Source organism: Ruegeria sp. CRTD044, from assembly GCF_059613485.1.
Window position 1 is genome coordinate 484,403 of sequence record NZ_JBXWSP010000016.1, and the last position, 16,826, is coordinate 501,228.

The following is a 16,826-nucleotide window of genomic DNA, read 5'->3' on the forward strand; positions in this document are numbered from 1 at the left end:
CTAAGGCCACATTTGTACCATCGTCAATCATGAATGACACAAATGTATCAAACGCCGTTCTTGACCGGCTGACCCGTGAATGGGACGCCCTAACGCCCGAGGCGCAGAAGGCCGCCCGCTATGTGCTGGAGAACCCGGCGGATGTGGGCGTTTCGACCGTGCGCGAGATCGCCGAGGCCGCAAACGTGAAACCCAACACCTTCGTCCGCATGGCACGGCAGGTGGGGTTTGAGGGTTACGAGGACTTCCGCGCGCCGTTCCGCGACGCCATCCGCCGTGGCACCGTGTCGTTCCCCGACCGCGCCCGCTGGCTGCAGGAAATCGGCAAATCCGGCGAGTTGGGCGGGCTCTATGCCGATATGGTCGGGGCTGCGATCCGAAATATCGAGGAAACCTTCGCCGGGATCGACGCCACCCGGATGCAGGCCGCGGCCGAGGCGATCTGGACATCGCGGCAGGTTTTCACGCTGGGCGTCGGCGTCAACAACGCGAACGCGCGTAACTTTACCTACCTCGCCTCGACCGGGATGAAGCAGTTCCACGCCATTCCCCGCCCCGGCTCGACCCCGGTGGACGATCTGGCCTGGGCCGATGAACAGGACGTGCTGATCGCGATGACCTGCCACCCCTACCGGACCGAGGTGATCGAGGCGGTGAAGCTGGCCCGCGAACAGGGCATGACCGTGGTCGGCATTTCCGACAGCCCCGCCAGCCCGGTCGTTCTGAACGCGCAACATGGGTTTGTCGTCGCCGCCGACACGCCCCAGTTCTTTCCGTCATCGGTTTCGACGATCGCGCTGCTGGAGACACTTCTGTCCTTCGTGGTCGCCCTGTCCAGCGATGAAATCGTCGAGCGTGTGGAGCGGTTTCACCGCCGCCGGCACCAACTTGGCCTCTATGCGGAGGAGCCTGAATGACCGCACCGCTGACCCGCTCCTTGGAGGCCCGCTATTACACCGACCCGGCGATATTCGAGCAGGAGAAACAGGGCCTTCTGGCCCGCACCTGGCAATTTGCCGGCCATGTGGCGCAGGTGCGCGAGCCGGGCGACTATTTCGCCTTTGAAATCGCGGGCCAAAACCTGTTTTGCATCCGAGGGCGCGACGGCAAAATCCGCACCTTCTACAATGTCTGCCAGCACCGCGCGCATGAGATGGTGACCGGGGCCGGCAACACCCGCGTCGTCGTCTGCCCCTATCACGCCTGGACCTATGAACTCACCGGGCAACTGCGCGCTGGCCCGAACATCAAATCGGTTCCGGGCTTCGACCGCAGCGCGATCTGCCTGACGCCGGTGCGGACCGAGCTGTTCAACGGCTTCATCTTCGTCAACCTCGACGACGATGCAGCGCCAATGGACGACTGGTACCCCGGCGTGCGCGCGGAAATCCGCGCCTTTGTCCCGCACATTGACGATCTTGAGCCGCTGGAATGGGTCGAGATCCCCGAGAACTGCAACTGGAAGGTCAGTATCGAGAATTACTCGGAATGCTATCACTGCCCGACCAATCACCCGACTTTTGCCACCGGCGTGGTCAAACCCGAAACCTATGACATTCAACCCGATGCAGGCGGCGGATACGTCCTGCGCCATACCACCGAGTGTCAGAGCCTCGACAAGATGACCTATCCCATAGACCTGTCGGTGCCCCATGCGGGCGATTACCAGTCGTGGTTTCTGTGGCCGATGTTCTCGTTCCAGTGCTACCCCGGCAATGTGCTGAACACCTATCACTGGCGCGCGCAGGATGCCGATCACTGCACCGTCTGGCGCGGATGGTACACCGAGGGCGGGTCCGAAAGCGCGGTGATCCGCCAACTGGCAATGCAGGACCGGGAAACCACGGTCGAAGAAGACATCCGGCTGGTTGAAAGCGTGCATCGCGGCCTGAAATCGCGCGGCTATCGCCCCGGCCCGCTGGTGCTAGACCCGGCTTGCGGCGTAATGTCGGAACATTCGATCGCCCGCTTGCAGCAATGGATGCGCGAGGCGGTAGATACAAATGCAAGCGGAGTAGACGATGGCCGACATCTTTGACGAAGATCTTTTCCTGAAAGGACTGGCACAGCGCAAGGCGACGCTGGGCGACGAATACGTGGAACGGAACCTGGCCGCGGCGGACGAATTTACCCGCCCGTTTCAGGAGGCCATGACAGCCTGGTGCTGGGGCTTTGGCTGGGGGGACGAGGTGATCGACCCCAAGACCCGCTCGATGATGAACCTGTCGATGATCGGTGCCTTGGGCAAGATGCACGAGTGGGAGATCCACTGTCGCGGAGCCCTGAACAACGGCGTCAGCAAGGAGGAAATCCGGGCGATCATCCATGTCGTCGGTATCTATTGCGGCGTCCCGCAGGCGCTGGAATGCTTTCGCGTGGCGCGCAAGGTTCTGACCGAGGCCGGTCAGCTTTAGCCGGTTCCCGTCCCGAAGATCGAGATCGCCCGCCCCCGTGCGGGTTTTCTCATGTCAGCACAAATACGTTACTGAATTTCGATTTGATGCCCAATTGCGTTACATTTTTCTTGCCGCGAATCGCTTCCGGGCGTATTACCCGACCAATCGGTCACTTATTGACCCGGACGCAAGACACGAGGTTCTGACGCATGGACGCTTTCATCTGCGACGCACAGCGCACCCCGATCGGACGCTATGGCGGAGCCTTGTCCCAGGTTCGCACCGACGATCTGGCCGCGATCCCGCTGGCTGCGCTGAAAGAGCGGAACCCGCGGGTGGACTGGGCCAGCCTGGATGACGTGATCCTGGGCGATGCCAACCAGGCCGGCGAAAGCAACCGTAACGTGGCCCGCATGGCCGCCCTGTTGGCCGGCTTCCCGGTTCAAGTGCCCGGCACCACGATCAACCGCCTATGCGCCAGCGGCATGGATGCGGTCGGCATGGCCGCGCGGGCCATCAAGGCCGGGGATTATGACATGGCGATCGCCGGTGGCGTCGAAAGCATGTCGCGCGCGCCCTTCGTGATGCCCAAGGCCACCAGCGCCTTTTCGCGCGCCAACGCGGTCTATGACACCACGATCGGTTGGCGGTTCGTGAACCCGAAGATGCAGCAGATGTACGGCACGGATTCGATGCCGCAGACCGCCGACAACGTGGCCGAGGACTATGACATCAGCCGCGCAGATCAGGATGCCTTTGCCGCGCGCAGCCAGGCCCGCTGGGCGGCGGCGCAACAAGCCGGCGTTTTTGCCGAGGAAATCACCCCCGTCACCATCCCCCAGCGCAAGGGCGACCCGCTGGTGGTAGACACCGACGAACACCCCCGCCCCGGCACCACGGCCGAAAAGCTGGCAGGCCTGAAGGGCGTCAACGGGCCGGACAAGACGGTGACGGCAGGCAATGCCTCGGGCGTCAATGACGGCGCCGCGGCCATTCTGCTGGCCAACGAGGCCGCCGCGCAGAAGAACGGCCTGACCCCGATGGCCCGTGTCGTGGGCATGGCGGTCGCGGGGGTCGAGCCTCGGGTCATGGGAATCGGCCCGGTCCCGGCCACCCGCAAAGTGCTGGCCCGCACGGGGCTGAGCATCGAGCAGATGGATGTGATAGAATTGAACGAGGCCTTCGCCGCCCAGGGTCTGGCCACCCTGCGTGAACTTGGCGTGGCTGATGACGCACCCCATGTGAATCCCAATGGCGGCGCCATCGCCATCGGCCATCCGCTGGGCATGTCCGGCGCGCGGCTGGTCATGACGGCGGCCTATCAGCTGCGCCGCACCGGCGGGCGCTACGCCTTGTGCACCATGTGCGTGGGCGTAGGCCAGGGCGCCGCGCTTATTCTCGAACGCGTGTAAGGGAGGAGACCCGACATGTACGCTCAGATGATCAAGACGGCAGGAACAGGCGTCAAATCCCGCGAGGAAATGACCGAGCAGGAACGCGCCTTTCAGGACAAGATCGACGCCGACATCAAGATCGAGCCCAAGGACTGGATGCCCGACGACTATCGCGCGACGCTGATCCGCCAGATCGGCCAGCACGCACATTCCGAGATCGTCGGACAGCTGCCCGAAGGCAACTGGATTACCCGCGCGCCAACGCTGGAACGCAAGGCGATCCTGCTGGCCAAGGTGCAGGACGAGGCCGGGCACGGCCTGTACCTGTACTGCGCCGCCGAAACCCTGGGTGTCAGCCGCGACGAACTGACCGAGATGCTGCTGGACGGGCGGATGAAATACAGCTCGATCTTCAACTATCCCACGCTGAACTGGGCCGATATCGGCGCGGTGGGCTGGCTGGTCGACGGGGCGGCGATCATGAACCAGGTGCCGCTGCAGCGCACCTCGTTCGGGCCGTATTCGCGCGCGATGATCCGCATCTGCAAGGAAGAAAGCTTTCACCAGCGCCAGGGCTATGACGCGATCCGCAAGATGGCCGAGGGCACGCCCGAACAGCGCAAGATGGCGCAGGACGCGCTGAACCGGTTCTGGTACCCGTCGCTGATGATGTTCGGCCCGTCCGACAAGGACTCGGTGCATTCGGCCCAGTCGATGGCGTGGAAGATCAAGATCAACACCAATGACGAGTTGCGCCAGAAATTCGTGGATCAGACCGTGCCGCAGGCCGAGTATCTGGGCCTGACCATCCCCGACCCGGACCTGAAATGGAACGAAGAGCGCGGGCATTACGATTTCACTCAGCCCGACTGGTCGGAATTCTTTGACGTGATCAAGGGCAACGGCCCCTGCAACACCGACCGCCTGGCCGCCCGCAACAAGGCCTGGGACGAGGGCAAATGGGTGCGTGACGGTCTGCTGGAACATGCCCGCAAGAAACGCGCCCGCAAGGTCGCAGCCGAATAACCCACCCGATAGGAGGACACCTGATGAAAAACGAATGGCCCCTGTGGGAAATCTTCATCCGCGGCCAGCACGGCATGAGCCACCGCCATGTCGGCTCGCTGCACGCGCCCGATGCCGAAATGGCGATCAAGAACGCCCGCGACGTCTATACCCGCCGCAACGAGGGCGTATCGATCTGGGTGGTCGAGGCCAACAACATCACCGCCAGTTCGCCCAGCGACAAGGGCCCGCTGTACGAGCCCAGCGAGAGCAAGGTCTATCGTCATCCGACCTTTTTCGACATCCCCGAAGAAGTGGGGGCGATGTGATGACCCGCGACGAGGCATTCCTGCAATTCCTGCTGCGGATGGGTGACAACACGCTGATCCTGGGCCATCGCGTCAGCGAGTGGTGCGGCCACGCGCCGGTTCTGGAGGAGGACATCGCGCTGGCCAACACCGCGCTGGACCTGATCGGCCAGACGCAGATGTGGCTGGGCCTGGCCGGAGAGATTCAGGGCGAAGGCAAGTCCGCCGACGATCTGGCCTTTCTGCGCGACGCCTGGGATTTCCGCAACGTGCTGCTGGTCGAGGTGCCCAACGGTGATTTCGGCCGCACCCTGATGCGCCAGTTCCTGTTTGATGCGTGGCACTCGATCATGCTGGGCCGGCTGATGAAATCGTCCGACGACCGGGTCGCGGCGATTGCCGAGAAGGCCAGCAAAGAGGTCGCCTATCACCTGGAACGGTCCAGCGACACGGTTGTCGGGCTGGGCGACGGCACCGAGGAAAGCCACAGGCGAATGCAAGAGGCGCTGGATTACCTCTGGCCCTATGTGGGCGAGATGTTCGCCAGCGACGAGGTCGATGCCGAGCTGGCCGCCGCGGGCATCGCCCCCGATCCGGCCAGCCTGCGCGAGGAATACGACGTGCTGGTTCAGCGCGTACTGACCGAAGCCACCCTGACCATTCCCGACAGCCGCTTTGCCCACAAGGGCGGCCGCGACGGGCGCATGCATACCGAACATCTGGGCCATCTACTGACCCAGATGCAGTGGCTGCAGCGGGCCTATCCGGGCGCAACCTGGTAAAGGCCGATGAACCGTGCCACCGTAGAGCAGGTCTGGGAATGGCTCGACGCCGTGCCCGACCCCGAGATCCCCGTGATCTCGGTCGTCGATCTGGGCATCGTGCGCGATGTGACATGGGAGGGCGACACGCTGAAGGTTGCCGTGACGCCCACCTACTCGGGCTGTCCAGCGACCTCGGTCATCGCGATGGACATCGAAACCGCCCTGCGCGACCTCGGCATCGACAAGATCAAGCTGGAGACCCGCATCTCTCCGGCCTGGACGACCGATTGGCTCAGCGACAAGGGGCGTGCGAAGCTGAAGGACTACGGCATCGCACCGCCCCAGCCCGCAGGCGGACCCGACCGCTGCCCGCATTGCGGCAGCACGGCAGTGGAAAAGGTCAGCCAGTTCGGCTCGACCCCGTGCAAGGCGCATTGGCGCTGCACCGACTGCCTGGAACCTTTCGACTATTTCAAGTGCATCTGAGGAGGACCGGATGGCACGTTTTCACGATCTGGAAGTGACCGACATCCACAAGACCATCCGCGACGCGGTCGTGGTCACTCTGAAGCCGGTGAACGACGCGGCCGAGGCGTTCGACTTTGTCCAGGGCCAGTACCTGACCTTCCGCCGCGAATTTGACGGGGAAGAGCTGCGCCGATCCTACTCGATCTGCGCGGGCAAGGATGACGGCGTTCTGCAGGTGGGCATCAAACGGGTCGAGGGCGGCGCCTTTTCGACCTGGGCCAACACCGAGCTGAAAGTGGGCGACAGGCTGCAGGCGATGCCGCCGATGGGGGCCTTCCACACACCGCTGGATCCGGCCGCGCACCGGCAGTACCTGGGCTTTGCCGGCGGGTCGGGCATCACGCCTGTGCTGTCGATCCTCAAGACCACGCTGGCACGCGAGCCGAATGCGCGCTTCACGCTGGTCTATGCCAACAAGGGCGTGAACACGATCATGTTCCGCGAAGAGCTGGAAGACCTGAAGAACCAGTACATGGGCCGCCTGAACGTGATCCATATCCTGGAAACCGACGCGCAGGAGATCGATCTGTTCACCGGGCTGGTGACCAAGGAAAAATGCGCCGAACTGTTCCAGCATTGGATCGACGTCGAAAACACCGACACCGCTTTCATCTGTGGCCCCGAGCCGATGATGCTGGGCATTGCCGAAGCGCTGCGCGAACATGGTCTGGACGACAGCCAGATCAAGTTCGAGCTGTTCGCCAGCGCCCAACCGGGCCGCGCCAAACGCAAGCAGGACGATGCCGCCAGCGCCGCGCAGGCCAACCAAACCCAGGCGCGGGTCACGCTGGACGGCGCCACCCAGACCATCACCATGCCCAAGGACCAGACCATTCTGGACGCGGCGCTGGAAAACGCGATGGACGCTCCCTTTGCCTGCAAGGCCGGAGTCTGTTCGACCTGCCGCTGCAAGGTGATTGAAGGCGAGGTCGAGATGGTCGCCAACCACGCACTCGAGGATTACGAGGTCGAAAAAGGCTATGTGCTCAGCTGCCAGGCCTACCCGCTGACCGACAATGTCGTCGTCGATTACGACCAGTAAAGGGAGAGGGACCATGGCCGAAGACATGAGCATCGAAAGCTACCTGGCCGCAGGCGGCGTTCTGACCAACCCGACCAACGTGCCGCCCCGATACCGGGCCGAGCTGATGAAGCTGATGGCGACCTTCGTCGACAGCGAACTGGCCGGTGCGGCGGGCTTTGCCGACATCATCAACCAGGGTCCGGGCATCAAGGAACGCATCGCGGCGGCGAAGATCGTTCTGGAAAAGACCGACAATGCCGACCGCGTTCTGAAGATCATGGGCGAGTTCGGCGCGGATACCGACCGCTACGCCACGCATCACCCGTGGACCGCGCGGCTGGACCGTTCCGCCGATATCGGGGCCACGCGCAGCGAACATGACATGCGCCTTGCGGTCTTCAACTATCCGATCGAAGGCTGGACCGATGCGGTGGTGATGAACCTGCTGATGAGCCGGGCCGTGGGCGTGCAACTGGCCGAGTTCGCGCTGGTGTCCTATCAGCCGCTGGCCGAGGCGTTCCGCGCCATCGCCCCCATCGAGGCGCATCATGGTGAATTGGCCTTGGAAGGCGCGGTGAAGCTGTTGGAACAGGGCGAGGCGCCGGCCATGCAGGACTCGGTCGATTACTGGTGGCCTCGCGTGGCCGCAAGTTTCGGCGCGGGCGACCCCGAGCGGATGGAAAAGCTGCGCCAAATGGGCCTGCGCCGGGCCTCGGGGGTCGAACTGAAAAACCGCTGGCTGGCCGAGGCCGCAGAGGTCGTCACGCGGCTGGGCCTGCGCACCCCGTGATCACCGCCCGCTGGGGCGGCTGATCAGGCCGTATTTCAAGGCAAGCGATCGCAGACCGCGATGCCGTGGCCGGGCCACCTTGCACGTGCCCGCGCCACGCGCACCCGCCTTGCGGTTGAATTCATAGACGTCGATGATGCGCTCGGCGCAGCCGCAGGCCTCGCCCATCCCGACCTTGGCGAAATAGAACTTGTCGAAGCGTTCCGGTTTTTGCATGGCGCCCTCCGACCGCAAGTAAACACCGGGACACCCGAAAAAGCCAAATCACAATGCCGGCAGGGTCGGTGCTACAGCGCCTTGACGCCCGACAGGGTCAGGTTGCTGACCAGCGCGGCATAGTCCCGGCGCGCCTGTGCATCGGCACCGGAATTCCACATGTAATACCAGTTCAGCATACCGAAGACCGACATCGTGGCCGAGCGCAGCTTGGACCTGTTGCCGCGAAACACGTCCGGAGCGACTTCGGCAATGATGGAACTGAGGAAATTCACCATGTCACGCTGATACCCGCGCAACAGGCGCTGCTGATCCTCGGGCAGAGCCGACATGCCGCTGGTCTGGACCCGGTGTTCGTCATCCACACCCTGATAGGCCAGCAGGATCTCGGCCACCACGCGGTGCAGCTTTTCGGGCGGGCTGAGGCCTTCCATCTCGAGCCCGCAGATCAGGTCGCGCAGTTCCCGCAGATAGGTCTCGAGAATGTCGAACAGGATCGCGTCCTTGCTGTCATAGTAGTGATAGATGTTGGCCTTCGAGATCCCGCATTCGCGCGCAAGCTGGGTCATCGAGGCGCGGTCGAAGCCTTCGCGGGCAAAGACCCGCGCCGCCGATTTCAGGATCTGGGCGCGTTTCTGGTCGTGATCTTTTGCAATCGTACGGGCCAAACCTCACTCCTTGTCTCGGTTGTCGACAACGCGTTTGGCCTTTCCCTGGCTGCGCTCGACATCGCCGGGGTCCCCTACAACGATCTCGGTGGAAACGCCAACGATGTCCTTGATCCGCTTGGTCAGCATCCGCGCGGCGGCGGTCTTGCTGAGTTCATCGGCGGCATCGGGCATCGCCTCGACAAAGACGCGCATCGCGTCCATGCGACCGGATTTGTACAGCTCGATCTGGTAATGCGCGGCGATGCCGCCGGTGGCCATGACCTGTTCCTCGATCTGGCTGGGGAAGACGTTGACCCCGCGCAGGATGATCATGTCGTCGCTGCGCCCGGTGATCTTCTCCATCCGGCGCATCGAGCGCGCGGTGCCGGGCAGCAGCCGCGTCAGGTCGCGGGTGCGGTAGCGGATCATCGGCAGGCCTTCCTTGGTCAGCGTGGTGAAGACCAGTTCGCCCATTTCGCCGTCGGGCAGAACCTCGCCGGTCTGCGGGTCGATGATCTCGGGGTAGAAATGATCCTCCCAAATGACCGGGCCGTCCTTGGTTTCCACGCATTCGTTGGCGACGCCCGGCCCCATGATCTCGGACAGGCCGTAGATGTCGACCGCGTGCATGTCAAAGGCCTGCTCGACCTCTTTGCGCATCGCATCCGTCCAGGGTTCGGCCCCGAACACGCCCACCGACAGAGAGCTTTCGCGCGGGTCCATCCCGACCTTGTGATACTGTTCGAGGATGTTGAGCATGTAGGACGGCGTGACCATGATGCCGTCGGGTTTGAAATCGGTGATCAGGGCCACCTGTTTCTCGGTCTGACCGCCGGACATGGGAACGACCGTGGCGCCCAGACGCTCGATTCCGTAATGTGCGCCCAAGCCGCCGGTGAACAGTCCGTAGCCATAGGCGTTGTGAATCATGTCGCCCTTGCGCAGACCGCTGGCGCGCAGGCTGCGGGCCACCAGATCGGCCCAGTTGTCGATGTCGTTCTTTGTATAACCCACCACCGTCGGCTTGCCCGTGGTGCCGGACGAGGCATGCAGGCGGATGATCTGTTCGCGCGGAACGGCGAACAGGCCGAACGGATAGTGGTCGCGCAGATCGTTCTTGTAGGTAAAGGGGAACTTGGCCAGATCGCTCAGCGACTGCAGGTCGTCGGGATGCACCCCGGCCTCGTCGAACCGCTGCTTGTACATCGGCACGTTGTCATAGGCATGGCGCAGCGACCATTTCAGGCGGTCCAGCTGCAAGCTGCGGATTTCATCGATCGACGCGATCTCGATCGGGTCAAGATCCGCTTTGTTCGGGGTCAGATCCTTCATGATGTCCTCCTCACCTCAGGTCTCGGGAAACAGGGTGCCGTTGATCGCGCGGGAAAAGCCCCGGAACTCGGCGATCTTGCGGCCGTCCTGGTTGGTCACGGTCACGTCATAGATGCCGCTGCGGCCGGTCAGGCTCTGCTCGGTCGCGCGGGCGGTCAGCCGGTCGCCCAGCCGGCCCGGCGCGACATAGCTGATCACGTTGTGCTGGGCCACGGTCGACTGGTTGCGGCTGTTGCAGGCAAAGGCAAAGGCGCTGTCGGCCAGCATGAAGGTCACGCCGCCATGGCAGATCCCGTGCCCGTTGCAATGGTGCTGCTGCACGGTCAGCGCCAGCGTCGCGGTGCCCTCGTCGACCTCGATCAGTTCCATCCCCGCCCATTTCGAGGCATGGTCCTGCGCCCACATCGCGGCGGCGGCTTTTTCGGCGCGTACTTTCGGTGTCATGTTCATTTGCCCCGAAACTCTGGGCTGCGCTTTTCCAGAAAGGCTGCGACACCTTCGGCATAGTCAGCGGATTCACCGCAGGTCTTCATGGCGTCGGCCTCGATCTCCAGATGATCGGTCAGGCTGTTAGTCGCGGCGGCCTGAATGGTCTGCTTGGTCAGGCCCAGGCCCAGCGTCGGGCCGTTCGACAGGCGTTCGGCCAGCGTGCGTGCCTCGGTCATCAACTCGGCATCGGGCAGGGCTTTCCAGATCAGGCCCCAGTCTTCAGCCGTTTTCGCCGCCAAGGGCTCGCCGGTCAGCGCCAGCCCCTTGGCACGCGCCTCGCCCAGAAGATGCGGCAGGTGCCAGCTGCCTCCGGTATCGGGAATCAGCCCGACCTTGGCGAAGGATTGGATGAATTTCGCGGACTCGGCGGCCAGCACGATATCGCAGGCCAGCGCAAGGTTGGCGCCCGCGCCTGCGGCAACCCCGTTCACCGCACAGATTACCGGAAAGTTCAGCGACCGGATCAACCGCACCAGCGGCGCATAGAAGGTGCGCACCGTGTGGCCCAGATCCGGTGGGCCGTCCATTTTCGACGGATCGCGATCAGCCAGGTCCTGCCCCGCGCAGAACCCGCGCCCGGCTCCGGTCAGCAGGATCGCCCGCGCGCCCTCATCGCGCGCGCCTTCGATGGCGCGGCGCAGGGCGTGGTGCATTTCCTCGGTGAAACTGTTCAGGCGATCAGGGCGGTTGAGAGTGATTTCCACATAATTTCCACGCCGCTGCGCAAGAATCGTATCGCTCATGGGCCGCTCGCTTTGCATTCGTTTCGATATTCTTCTTGCATTAACCGAACGGTTGGTCAATAAATTTCTCCGACGAAGCGCCGAATCCGGGCTTTCGGCCGGTTGATGGTTACAAAAAGGACCATTAACGCATTTATGACTCATGTTTTGGAGGAGGAAACCAGTCATGAAACTCAACGGGATCAAAACGCTGTTGGCGACGGCTGCCTTGGCAGTGTCGGGCAGCGTGGCATTTGCGGCGGATTACACCCTGACGATTTCCAGCTGGGCGCCGCCCACCCACGGGATCAACGCCAAGATGTGGCCCAAATTCGTCGAGATGGTCGAAGAGGCCACCGACGGCAAGGTGACCGCCGAGCTGAAGCTGGGCATCGCCCCGCCCCCGGCCCAGATGGACCTGATCATGGATGGTGCGGCGGATGCGTCGATCATCTTCCACGGCTATCAGCCGGGCCGCTTCGTGACGACCAAGCTGATCGAGCTGCCGGGCTATGAAGGCTCGGCCGAGGCCGCCTCGGTTGCTTATTGGCGCGCCTATGACAAGTATCTGAAGGCCGCCGACGAACATCGCGGCGTCAAGGTCATCGCCCTGCACACCCACGGCCCGGCCCAGCTGCACACTAGCAGCCCGGTGACCTCGATGGACCAAATCTCGGGCCTCAAGGTGCGGATCCCCGGTGGCGTCGGTGGCGACGTGGGCACCGCGCTGGGTGCGACCGGCATCCAGGTTCCGGCGCCGAAGGTCTATGAGACGCTGGCCTCGAAGGCCGCCGACGGCGTGGTCATGCCCCTCGAATCGCGCAAGGGCTTCAAGCTGACCGAGGTTGCCCCGAACGTCTATGAGATGCCGGGCGGCCTGTATCGCGGGTCGTTTGCCTTCATCATGAACGAAGACACGTTTGCCGACCTGCCGGAAGACATCCAGCAAGCGCTGGAGGAAAACGTGTTCGGCGAGCCGCTGAGCCGCGAGATCGGCAAGATCTGGGACGAGATTGACGCCATCGGTCGTGAAGCGACCCAAAGCACCGAGGGCAATGCGATCCACGAAGCCGCCGCCGAGGACATGGAGAAATTCTCGACGATCGCCGAGGACGTGCGCGCCAAGGTGATTGCCGAAGTCAACGATGCCGGTGTCGATGCTCAAGCCGCCTATGACATGATCAAGTCGGAAATGTCCTCGAACTGATCCCTGCTGCGGGGCGGCGCAGGCCGCCCCCACCCAGCCCCATTCGGAGCCACCCGATGACCCCTCTCATCCAGCTTGTACGGCGCGCCAGCGTCCTGCCGGTGATCGTCGCCTGCACGGCCCTGTTTATCCTGATGGTGATGACCTTCTGCGACGTGATCCTGCGATCGGTCTTCAACGCGCCGATCGAGGCCGCCACCGAACTGACGCGCATCCTGATGGCCATTCTGGTGTTCTCGGTGCTGCCCATCATCTCGGTCACCAACGGGCATATCGCCGTGGACCTGACCGACGGTATCTTCCACCGCCTGCGGCTCAGCCGCCTGCGCGATGCTGTGATCTATATCCTCAGCGGCGCCATGCTGTATTGGCCGGTCCAGCGCGTGTGGATCCTGGCCGAACGCGCCCGCGACTATGGCGATGTCACCGAATACCTCAGCATCCCGACATACCTCGTCGGCTGGTTCATCACTGCATCGGTGGCGATCACCGCCGTGGTGATGATCATCACCGGACTGCTGTACCTGTTTGCCCCCAAGACCCTGACGGAATCCACTCAATGACCGCTGCCCTCATCGGATTTGCCCTTGTCCTGATCCTGGTGCTGATGCGCCTGCCCATCGTCTTTGCCATGGGGTTGGTCGGCACGTTGGGCTTTGCCTATGAACGCGGCGGCTCGATCTTTGACGAGCGCGGGTTGAAGGCCGCTATGTCGATGGTCGGCCGCCAGATCACCGATACCGCGCAGGATTACGGCCTGTCGGTCGTGCCGCTGTTCATCCTGATGGGCCTGTTCGTCAACAAGGGCGGCATGGCGCGCGAGCTTTACGCCGTTTCCAACGCCTTTCTGGGCCACATGCGCGGCGGCATCGCCATGGCGACCGTAGCGGCCTGCGGCGGGTTCTCGGCAATCTGCGGATCGTCGCTGGCCACCGCCGCGACCATGTCCAAGGTGGCCATGCCCGAAATGCGCCGCTATGGCTATTCCGACGAACTGTCGACCGCCTCGATCGCGGCCGGCGGCACGCTGGGCATCCTGATCCCGCCCTCTGTCATCCTGGTCATCTACGGGCTGCTGACCGAAACCTCGATCGGCAAGCTGTTCATGGCCGGCATCATCCCCGGCATTCTGGGCATCCTGTTCTACCTTTTTGCGGTGCGCTGGACCGTGTGGCGCAACCCGGAGGCCGGCCCGGCCGGTGAACGCGCCAGCTGGGGCGAGCGCATCAGCGCGCTGGGGTCCGTTTGGGCGGTGCTGCTGCTGTTCTTCCTGGTGATCGGTGGGCTGTATGGCGTGTTCGATTTCGAACCACTGAACCTGACCTTTTCGCCGACCGAGGCCGCAGGCATGGGCGCCGCCGGGGCTTTTCTGATCGCGCTGTTCCGCGGCGGGCTGACCGTAGGATCGACCTTTGAGGTGCTGAAGGAAACCTGCTTTACCGCCGCCGCGCTGTTCGCGGTGCTGATCGGCGCGCAGATCTTTTCGAATTTCATCAACCTGGCCGGCCTGCCCGAGGCGCTGATCGCCATGGTCACTGCCTATGACGTGGCACCCTTCGTTGTGATCCTGATGATCCTCGGTATCTACATCATCCTGGGCTGCGTATTCGAATCCCTGTCGATGCTGCTGCTGACGGTTCCGATCTTCTTCCCGCTGGTGACCTCGCTGGGCTATGACCCGATCTGGTTCGGCATCGTCGTGGTGGTGGTGACCGAGATTTCTCTGATCACCCCGCCGGTGGGCCTGAACGTGTTCATCCTGAAAGGCGTGGTCGGGGATGTTTCGACCGGCACGATCTTTCGCGGCGTGACCCCGTTCTGGGTGGCCGACATCTTCCGCCTGGCGCTGATCGTTCTGGTACCCGTGATCGTTCTGTACCTGCCGCAACAGATGGGCGCGTTGGGTCACTGAATCTCAAACCGCTGCTTGCGGCACTAAAAAACAGGAGCATCTCATGTCTCTGAAACAGATTTCCAGTTTCGCCGCGGGCCAGTGGGTTGCGCCCGGCGCCGGGGCCCGCACCATCGCCTCGGCCATCACCGGAGAGCCCTTCGCCACCGCCGGCAACGACGCGCTGGACGTGCAGGCGATGCTGGCCCATGCCCGCGACGTGGGTGGGCCCGCCCTGCGCCGGCTGACTTTCCATGAACGCGCCAAGATGCTCAAGGCGCTGGCGCAGGCGCTGTCGGAACGCAAACAGGCGCTCTATGACCTCAGCTTTGAAACCGGCGCCACGCAGAAGGATCACCTGATCGACATCGACGGCGGCATCGGCACCATGTTCGTCTTTGCCTCGAAAGGGCGGCGCGAGATGCCCGACGGCCATGTCTATCTGGATGGCGATGTCGAGCAGCTGTCACGGAACGGCACCTTCCTGGGCCAGCATGTCTGCACCCCGCTGCAAGGGGTCGCGGTGCATATCAACGCCTTCAACTTCCCGGTCTGGGGGATGCTGGAGAAACTGGCCCCCACCCTGCTGGCCGGGGTTCCGGCGATCGTGAAACCGGCCACCAACAGTTGCTATGTCACCGAGTTGGCCGTGCGGATCATGCTGGACAGCGGCATCCTGCCTGACGGCGCGCTGCAGCTGGTCTCGGGCGGGCTGGGCGACATGCTGGATCATCTGACCTGTCAGGATGTGGTCAGCTTTACCGGCTCGGCCGACACCGCGATGAAGCTGCGGCAGAACCCGGTGATCGTGACCAACTCGGTGCGGTTCGTGGCCGAGCAGGACAGCCTCAACGCCTCGATCCTTGGCCCCGACGCGGCACCCGGCACGCCCGAATTCGACCTGTTCGTCAAAGAAGTCGTGCGCGAGATGACGACGAAGGCCGGGCAGAAATGCACCGCCATCCGCCGCATCATCGCCCCTGAGGCGCAGGTCGAGGCGCTGATCGCCGCGATCTCGGCTAAACTGGCGCAGACCACGATCGGCGATCCGCGGCTGGAATCCACGCGCATGGGCGCGCTGGTCTCAAACGGGCAGAAGGCCGACGTTCTGGCTAAGGCCAGCCTCATCGGGCAGGAGGCCGAACGCGTGTTCGGCGACCCGGATGCCTTCGAGGTGATCGGCGCCGATGCCGAAAAAGGCGCCTTCGTGCCGCCGATGCTGTTCCACTGCGCCGATCCCGACGCCGCCCGGCACGTGCATGACACCGAGGCGTTCGGCCCGGTCTCGACCATCATGGGCTATCGCGATCTGGACCACGCCATCGCGCTGGCCAATCGCGGCCAGGGGTCGCTGGTCACCTCGCTGATCACCCATGACCCCGAGGTCGCGCGCCAGGTGGTGATGGGCGCGGCCGCCTTCAACGGGCGGATCTATATCAACGACCGCGACTCGATGCAGGAATCCACCGGCCATGGCTCGCCCCTGCCGCACATGGTCCATGGCGGCCCCGGCCGCGCCGGCGGCGGTGAAGAGATGGGCGGCGTGCGCGGCGTGAAGCACTACATGCAGCGCACGGCCCTGCAGGGCTCGCCCCGGATGCTGGCGACGATCGGCCGGAAATGGATCCCCGGCGCGCCCGAGATCCAAGGCCCCGCGCACCCCTTCACCCGCAAATTCACGGAACTGCAGATCGGCGAGACGCTGCACACGGCGCCCCGGACCATCACGCTGGACGACATCGAACATTTCGCCCATTTCACCGGCGACACATTCTATGCCCACATGAACGAGGACGCGGCGGCCAGAAACCCGTTCTTTCCGGGCCGGGTGGCGCATGGCTATCTGCTGCTGAGTTTTGCCGCCGGCCTGTTCGTCGAGCCGAACGAAGGGCCGGTGCTGGCCAATACCGGGCTGGACGGCCTGCGCTTCATGAAGCCGGTCGTGGCCGGCGACAGCATCAAAGTCCGCCTGACGGTCAAGCAAAAGACTGGCCGCACCGACGATTATGGCGAGGTGCGCTGGCACGTGACCCTGACCAATCAGGATGACGAGAAGGTCGCCGAATATGAACTGCTGACCATGAACGCCTACTGAGCGCGCGGCAAAGTG

At 63.6% G+C, this 16,826-nt stretch carries 19 protein-coding genes; 14 read left to right on the top strand and 5 right to left on the bottom strand.

The features are described 5' to 3' along the window. The first annotated feature begins 29 nt into the window (after positions 1 to 29). From AC2FNL_RS14750 to AC2FNL_RS14795, 10 genes are all read left to right on the top strand, one after another. Positions 30 to 917: a MurR/RpiR family transcriptional regulator gene (locus AC2FNL_RS14750; RefSeq protein ID WP_093964519.1), complete on the top strand. Its 888-nt coding sequence runs from the start codon at positions 30 to 32 to the stop codon at positions 915 to 917. Next, positions 914 to 2,038 carry an aromatic ring-hydroxylating oxygenase subunit alpha gene (locus AC2FNL_RS14755; protein ID WP_496834107.1) on the top strand — a complete coding sequence of 375 codons (1,125 nt, stop codon included), beginning with the start codon at positions 914 to 916 and terminating at the stop codon, positions 2,036 to 2,038. Before AC2FNL_RS14750 ends, AC2FNL_RS14755 begins: the two co-directional genes overlap by 4 nt. After that, a complete protein-coding gene (locus AC2FNL_RS14760) occupies positions 2,022 to 2,414 on the top strand; it encodes a carboxymuconolactone decarboxylase family protein (RefSeq protein WP_170339751.1) in 393 nt (130 codons plus the stop codon). Before AC2FNL_RS14755 ends, AC2FNL_RS14760 begins: the two co-directional genes overlap by 17 nt. Positions 2,415 to 2,605: 191 nt before the next feature. Beyond that, entirely contained in the window at positions 2,606 to 3,808 is a 1,203-nt protein-coding gene (gene pcaF / locus AC2FNL_RS14765; RefSeq protein WP_496834108.1) for a 3-oxoadipyl-CoA thiolase, read from the top strand. A gap of 15 nt (positions 3,809 to 3,823) precedes the next feature. Beyond that, a complete protein-coding gene (gene paaA / locus AC2FNL_RS14770) occupies positions 3,824 to 4,816 on the top strand; it encodes a 1,2-phenylacetyl-CoA epoxidase subunit PaaA (RefSeq protein ID WP_170339747.1) in 993 nt (330 codons plus the stop codon). 23 nt (positions 4,817 to 4,839) lie between these two features. Next, positions 4,840 to 5,124 (top strand): 1,2-phenylacetyl-CoA epoxidase subunit PaaB, encoded by a 285-nt coding sequence (paaB, locus tag AC2FNL_RS14775; RefSeq protein WP_005978248.1) that lies wholly within the window; start codon positions 4,840 to 4,842, stop codon positions 5,122 to 5,124. Further along, positions 5,124 to 5,885, top strand: coding sequence for a 1,2-phenylacetyl-CoA epoxidase subunit PaaC (gene paaC, locus AC2FNL_RS14780; RefSeq protein ID WP_496834109.1), 762 nt, complete (start codon positions 5,124 to 5,126; stop codon positions 5,883 to 5,885). Before paaB ends, paaC begins: the two co-directional genes overlap by 1 nt. A gap of 6 nt (positions 5,886 to 5,891) precedes the next feature. Next, a complete protein-coding gene (gene paaD / locus AC2FNL_RS14785) occupies positions 5,892 to 6,353 on the top strand; it encodes a 1,2-phenylacetyl-CoA epoxidase subunit PaaD (RefSeq protein ID WP_496834110.1) in 462 nt (153 codons plus the stop codon). 10 nt (positions 6,354 to 6,363) lie between these two features. Further along, positions 6,364 to 7,437 carry a 2Fe-2S iron-sulfur cluster-binding protein gene (locus AC2FNL_RS14790; RefSeq protein WP_496834111.1) on the top strand — a complete coding sequence of 358 codons (1,074 nt, stop codon included), beginning with the start codon at positions 6,364 to 6,366 and terminating at the stop codon, positions 7,435 to 7,437. 13 nt (positions 7,438 to 7,450) lie between these two features. Next, the gene (locus tag AC2FNL_RS14795; protein ID WP_170405151.1) at positions 7,451 to 8,209 is read left to right on the top strand and encodes a Phenylacetic acid catabolic protein; all 759 of its coding nucleotides are present in this window, start codon (positions 7,451 to 7,453) and stop codon (positions 8,207 to 8,209) included. On the opposite strand, the gene AC2FNL_RS14800 is transcribed toward AC2FNL_RS14795, so the two are convergent. The 5 genes from AC2FNL_RS14800 to paaG all read right to left on the bottom strand — a co-directional run bounded on the left by AC2FNL_RS14800 (position 8,210) and on the right by paaG (position 11,639). Next, positions 8,210 to 8,425 (bottom strand): hypothetical protein, encoded by a 216-nt coding sequence (locus AC2FNL_RS14800; RefSeq protein WP_093965007.1) that lies wholly within the window; start codon positions 8,423 to 8,425, stop codon positions 8,210 to 8,212. Positions 8,426 to 8,496: 71 nt separating this feature from the next. After that, positions 8,497 to 9,093: a TetR/AcrR family transcriptional regulator gene (locus AC2FNL_RS14805; RefSeq protein ID WP_170420155.1), complete on the bottom strand. Its 597-nt coding sequence runs from the start codon at positions 9,091 to 9,093 to the stop codon at positions 8,497 to 8,499. Between the two features lie 3 nt (positions 9,094 to 9,096). Beyond that, positions 9,097 to 10,407, bottom strand: a complete 1,311-nt coding sequence (paaK, locus tag AC2FNL_RS14810; RefSeq protein ID WP_475142840.1) for a phenylacetate--CoA ligase PaaK — start codon at positions 10,405 to 10,407, stop codon at positions 9,097 to 9,099. Between the two features lie 15 nt (positions 10,408 to 10,422). Next, positions 10,423 to 10,851 (bottom strand): hydroxyphenylacetyl-CoA thioesterase PaaI, encoded by a 429-nt coding sequence (gene paaI / locus AC2FNL_RS14815; protein WP_093965006.1) that lies wholly within the window; start codon positions 10,849 to 10,851, stop codon positions 10,423 to 10,425. A 2-nt stretch (positions 10,852 to 10,853) separates the two neighbouring features. Next, a complete protein-coding gene (gene paaG / locus AC2FNL_RS14820; RefSeq protein WP_093964508.1) occupies positions 10,854 to 11,639 on the bottom strand; it encodes a 2-(1,2-epoxy-1,2-dihydrophenyl)acetyl-CoA isomerase PaaG in 786 nt (261 codons plus the stop codon). Positions 11,640 to 11,805: 166 nt separating this feature from the next. Here paaG and AC2FNL_RS14825 point away from each other — a divergent pair, with 166 nt between their 5' ends. Genes AC2FNL_RS14825 through paaZ form a run of 4 tightly spaced genes read left to right on the top strand, consistent with a single transcriptional unit; the run spans position 11,806 to position 16,811 of the window. Next, positions 11,806 to 12,825 (top strand): TRAP transporter substrate-binding protein, encoded by a 1,020-nt coding sequence (locus tag AC2FNL_RS14825; protein ID WP_496834112.1) that lies wholly within the window; start codon positions 11,806 to 11,808, stop codon positions 12,823 to 12,825. 56 nt (positions 12,826 to 12,881) lie between these two features. Beyond that, positions 12,882 to 13,388 (top strand): TRAP transporter small permease, encoded by a 507-nt coding sequence (locus tag AC2FNL_RS14830; protein ID WP_170339726.1) that lies wholly within the window; start codon positions 12,882 to 12,884, stop codon positions 13,386 to 13,388. Next, positions 13,385 to 14,737 carry a TRAP transporter large permease gene (locus AC2FNL_RS14835; protein ID WP_496834113.1) on the top strand — a complete coding sequence of 451 codons (1,353 nt, stop codon included), beginning with the start codon at positions 13,385 to 13,387 and terminating at the stop codon, positions 14,735 to 14,737. Before AC2FNL_RS14830 ends, AC2FNL_RS14835 begins: the two co-directional genes overlap by 4 nt. A 43-nt stretch (positions 14,738 to 14,780) precedes the next feature. Further along, positions 14,781 to 16,811 carry a phenylacetic acid degradation bifunctional protein PaaZ gene (paaZ, locus tag AC2FNL_RS14840; RefSeq protein WP_496834114.1) on the top strand — a complete coding sequence of 677 codons (2,031 nt, stop codon included), beginning with the start codon at positions 14,781 to 14,783 and terminating at the stop codon, positions 16,809 to 16,811. Positions 16,812 to 16,826: the final 15 nt, after the last annotated feature.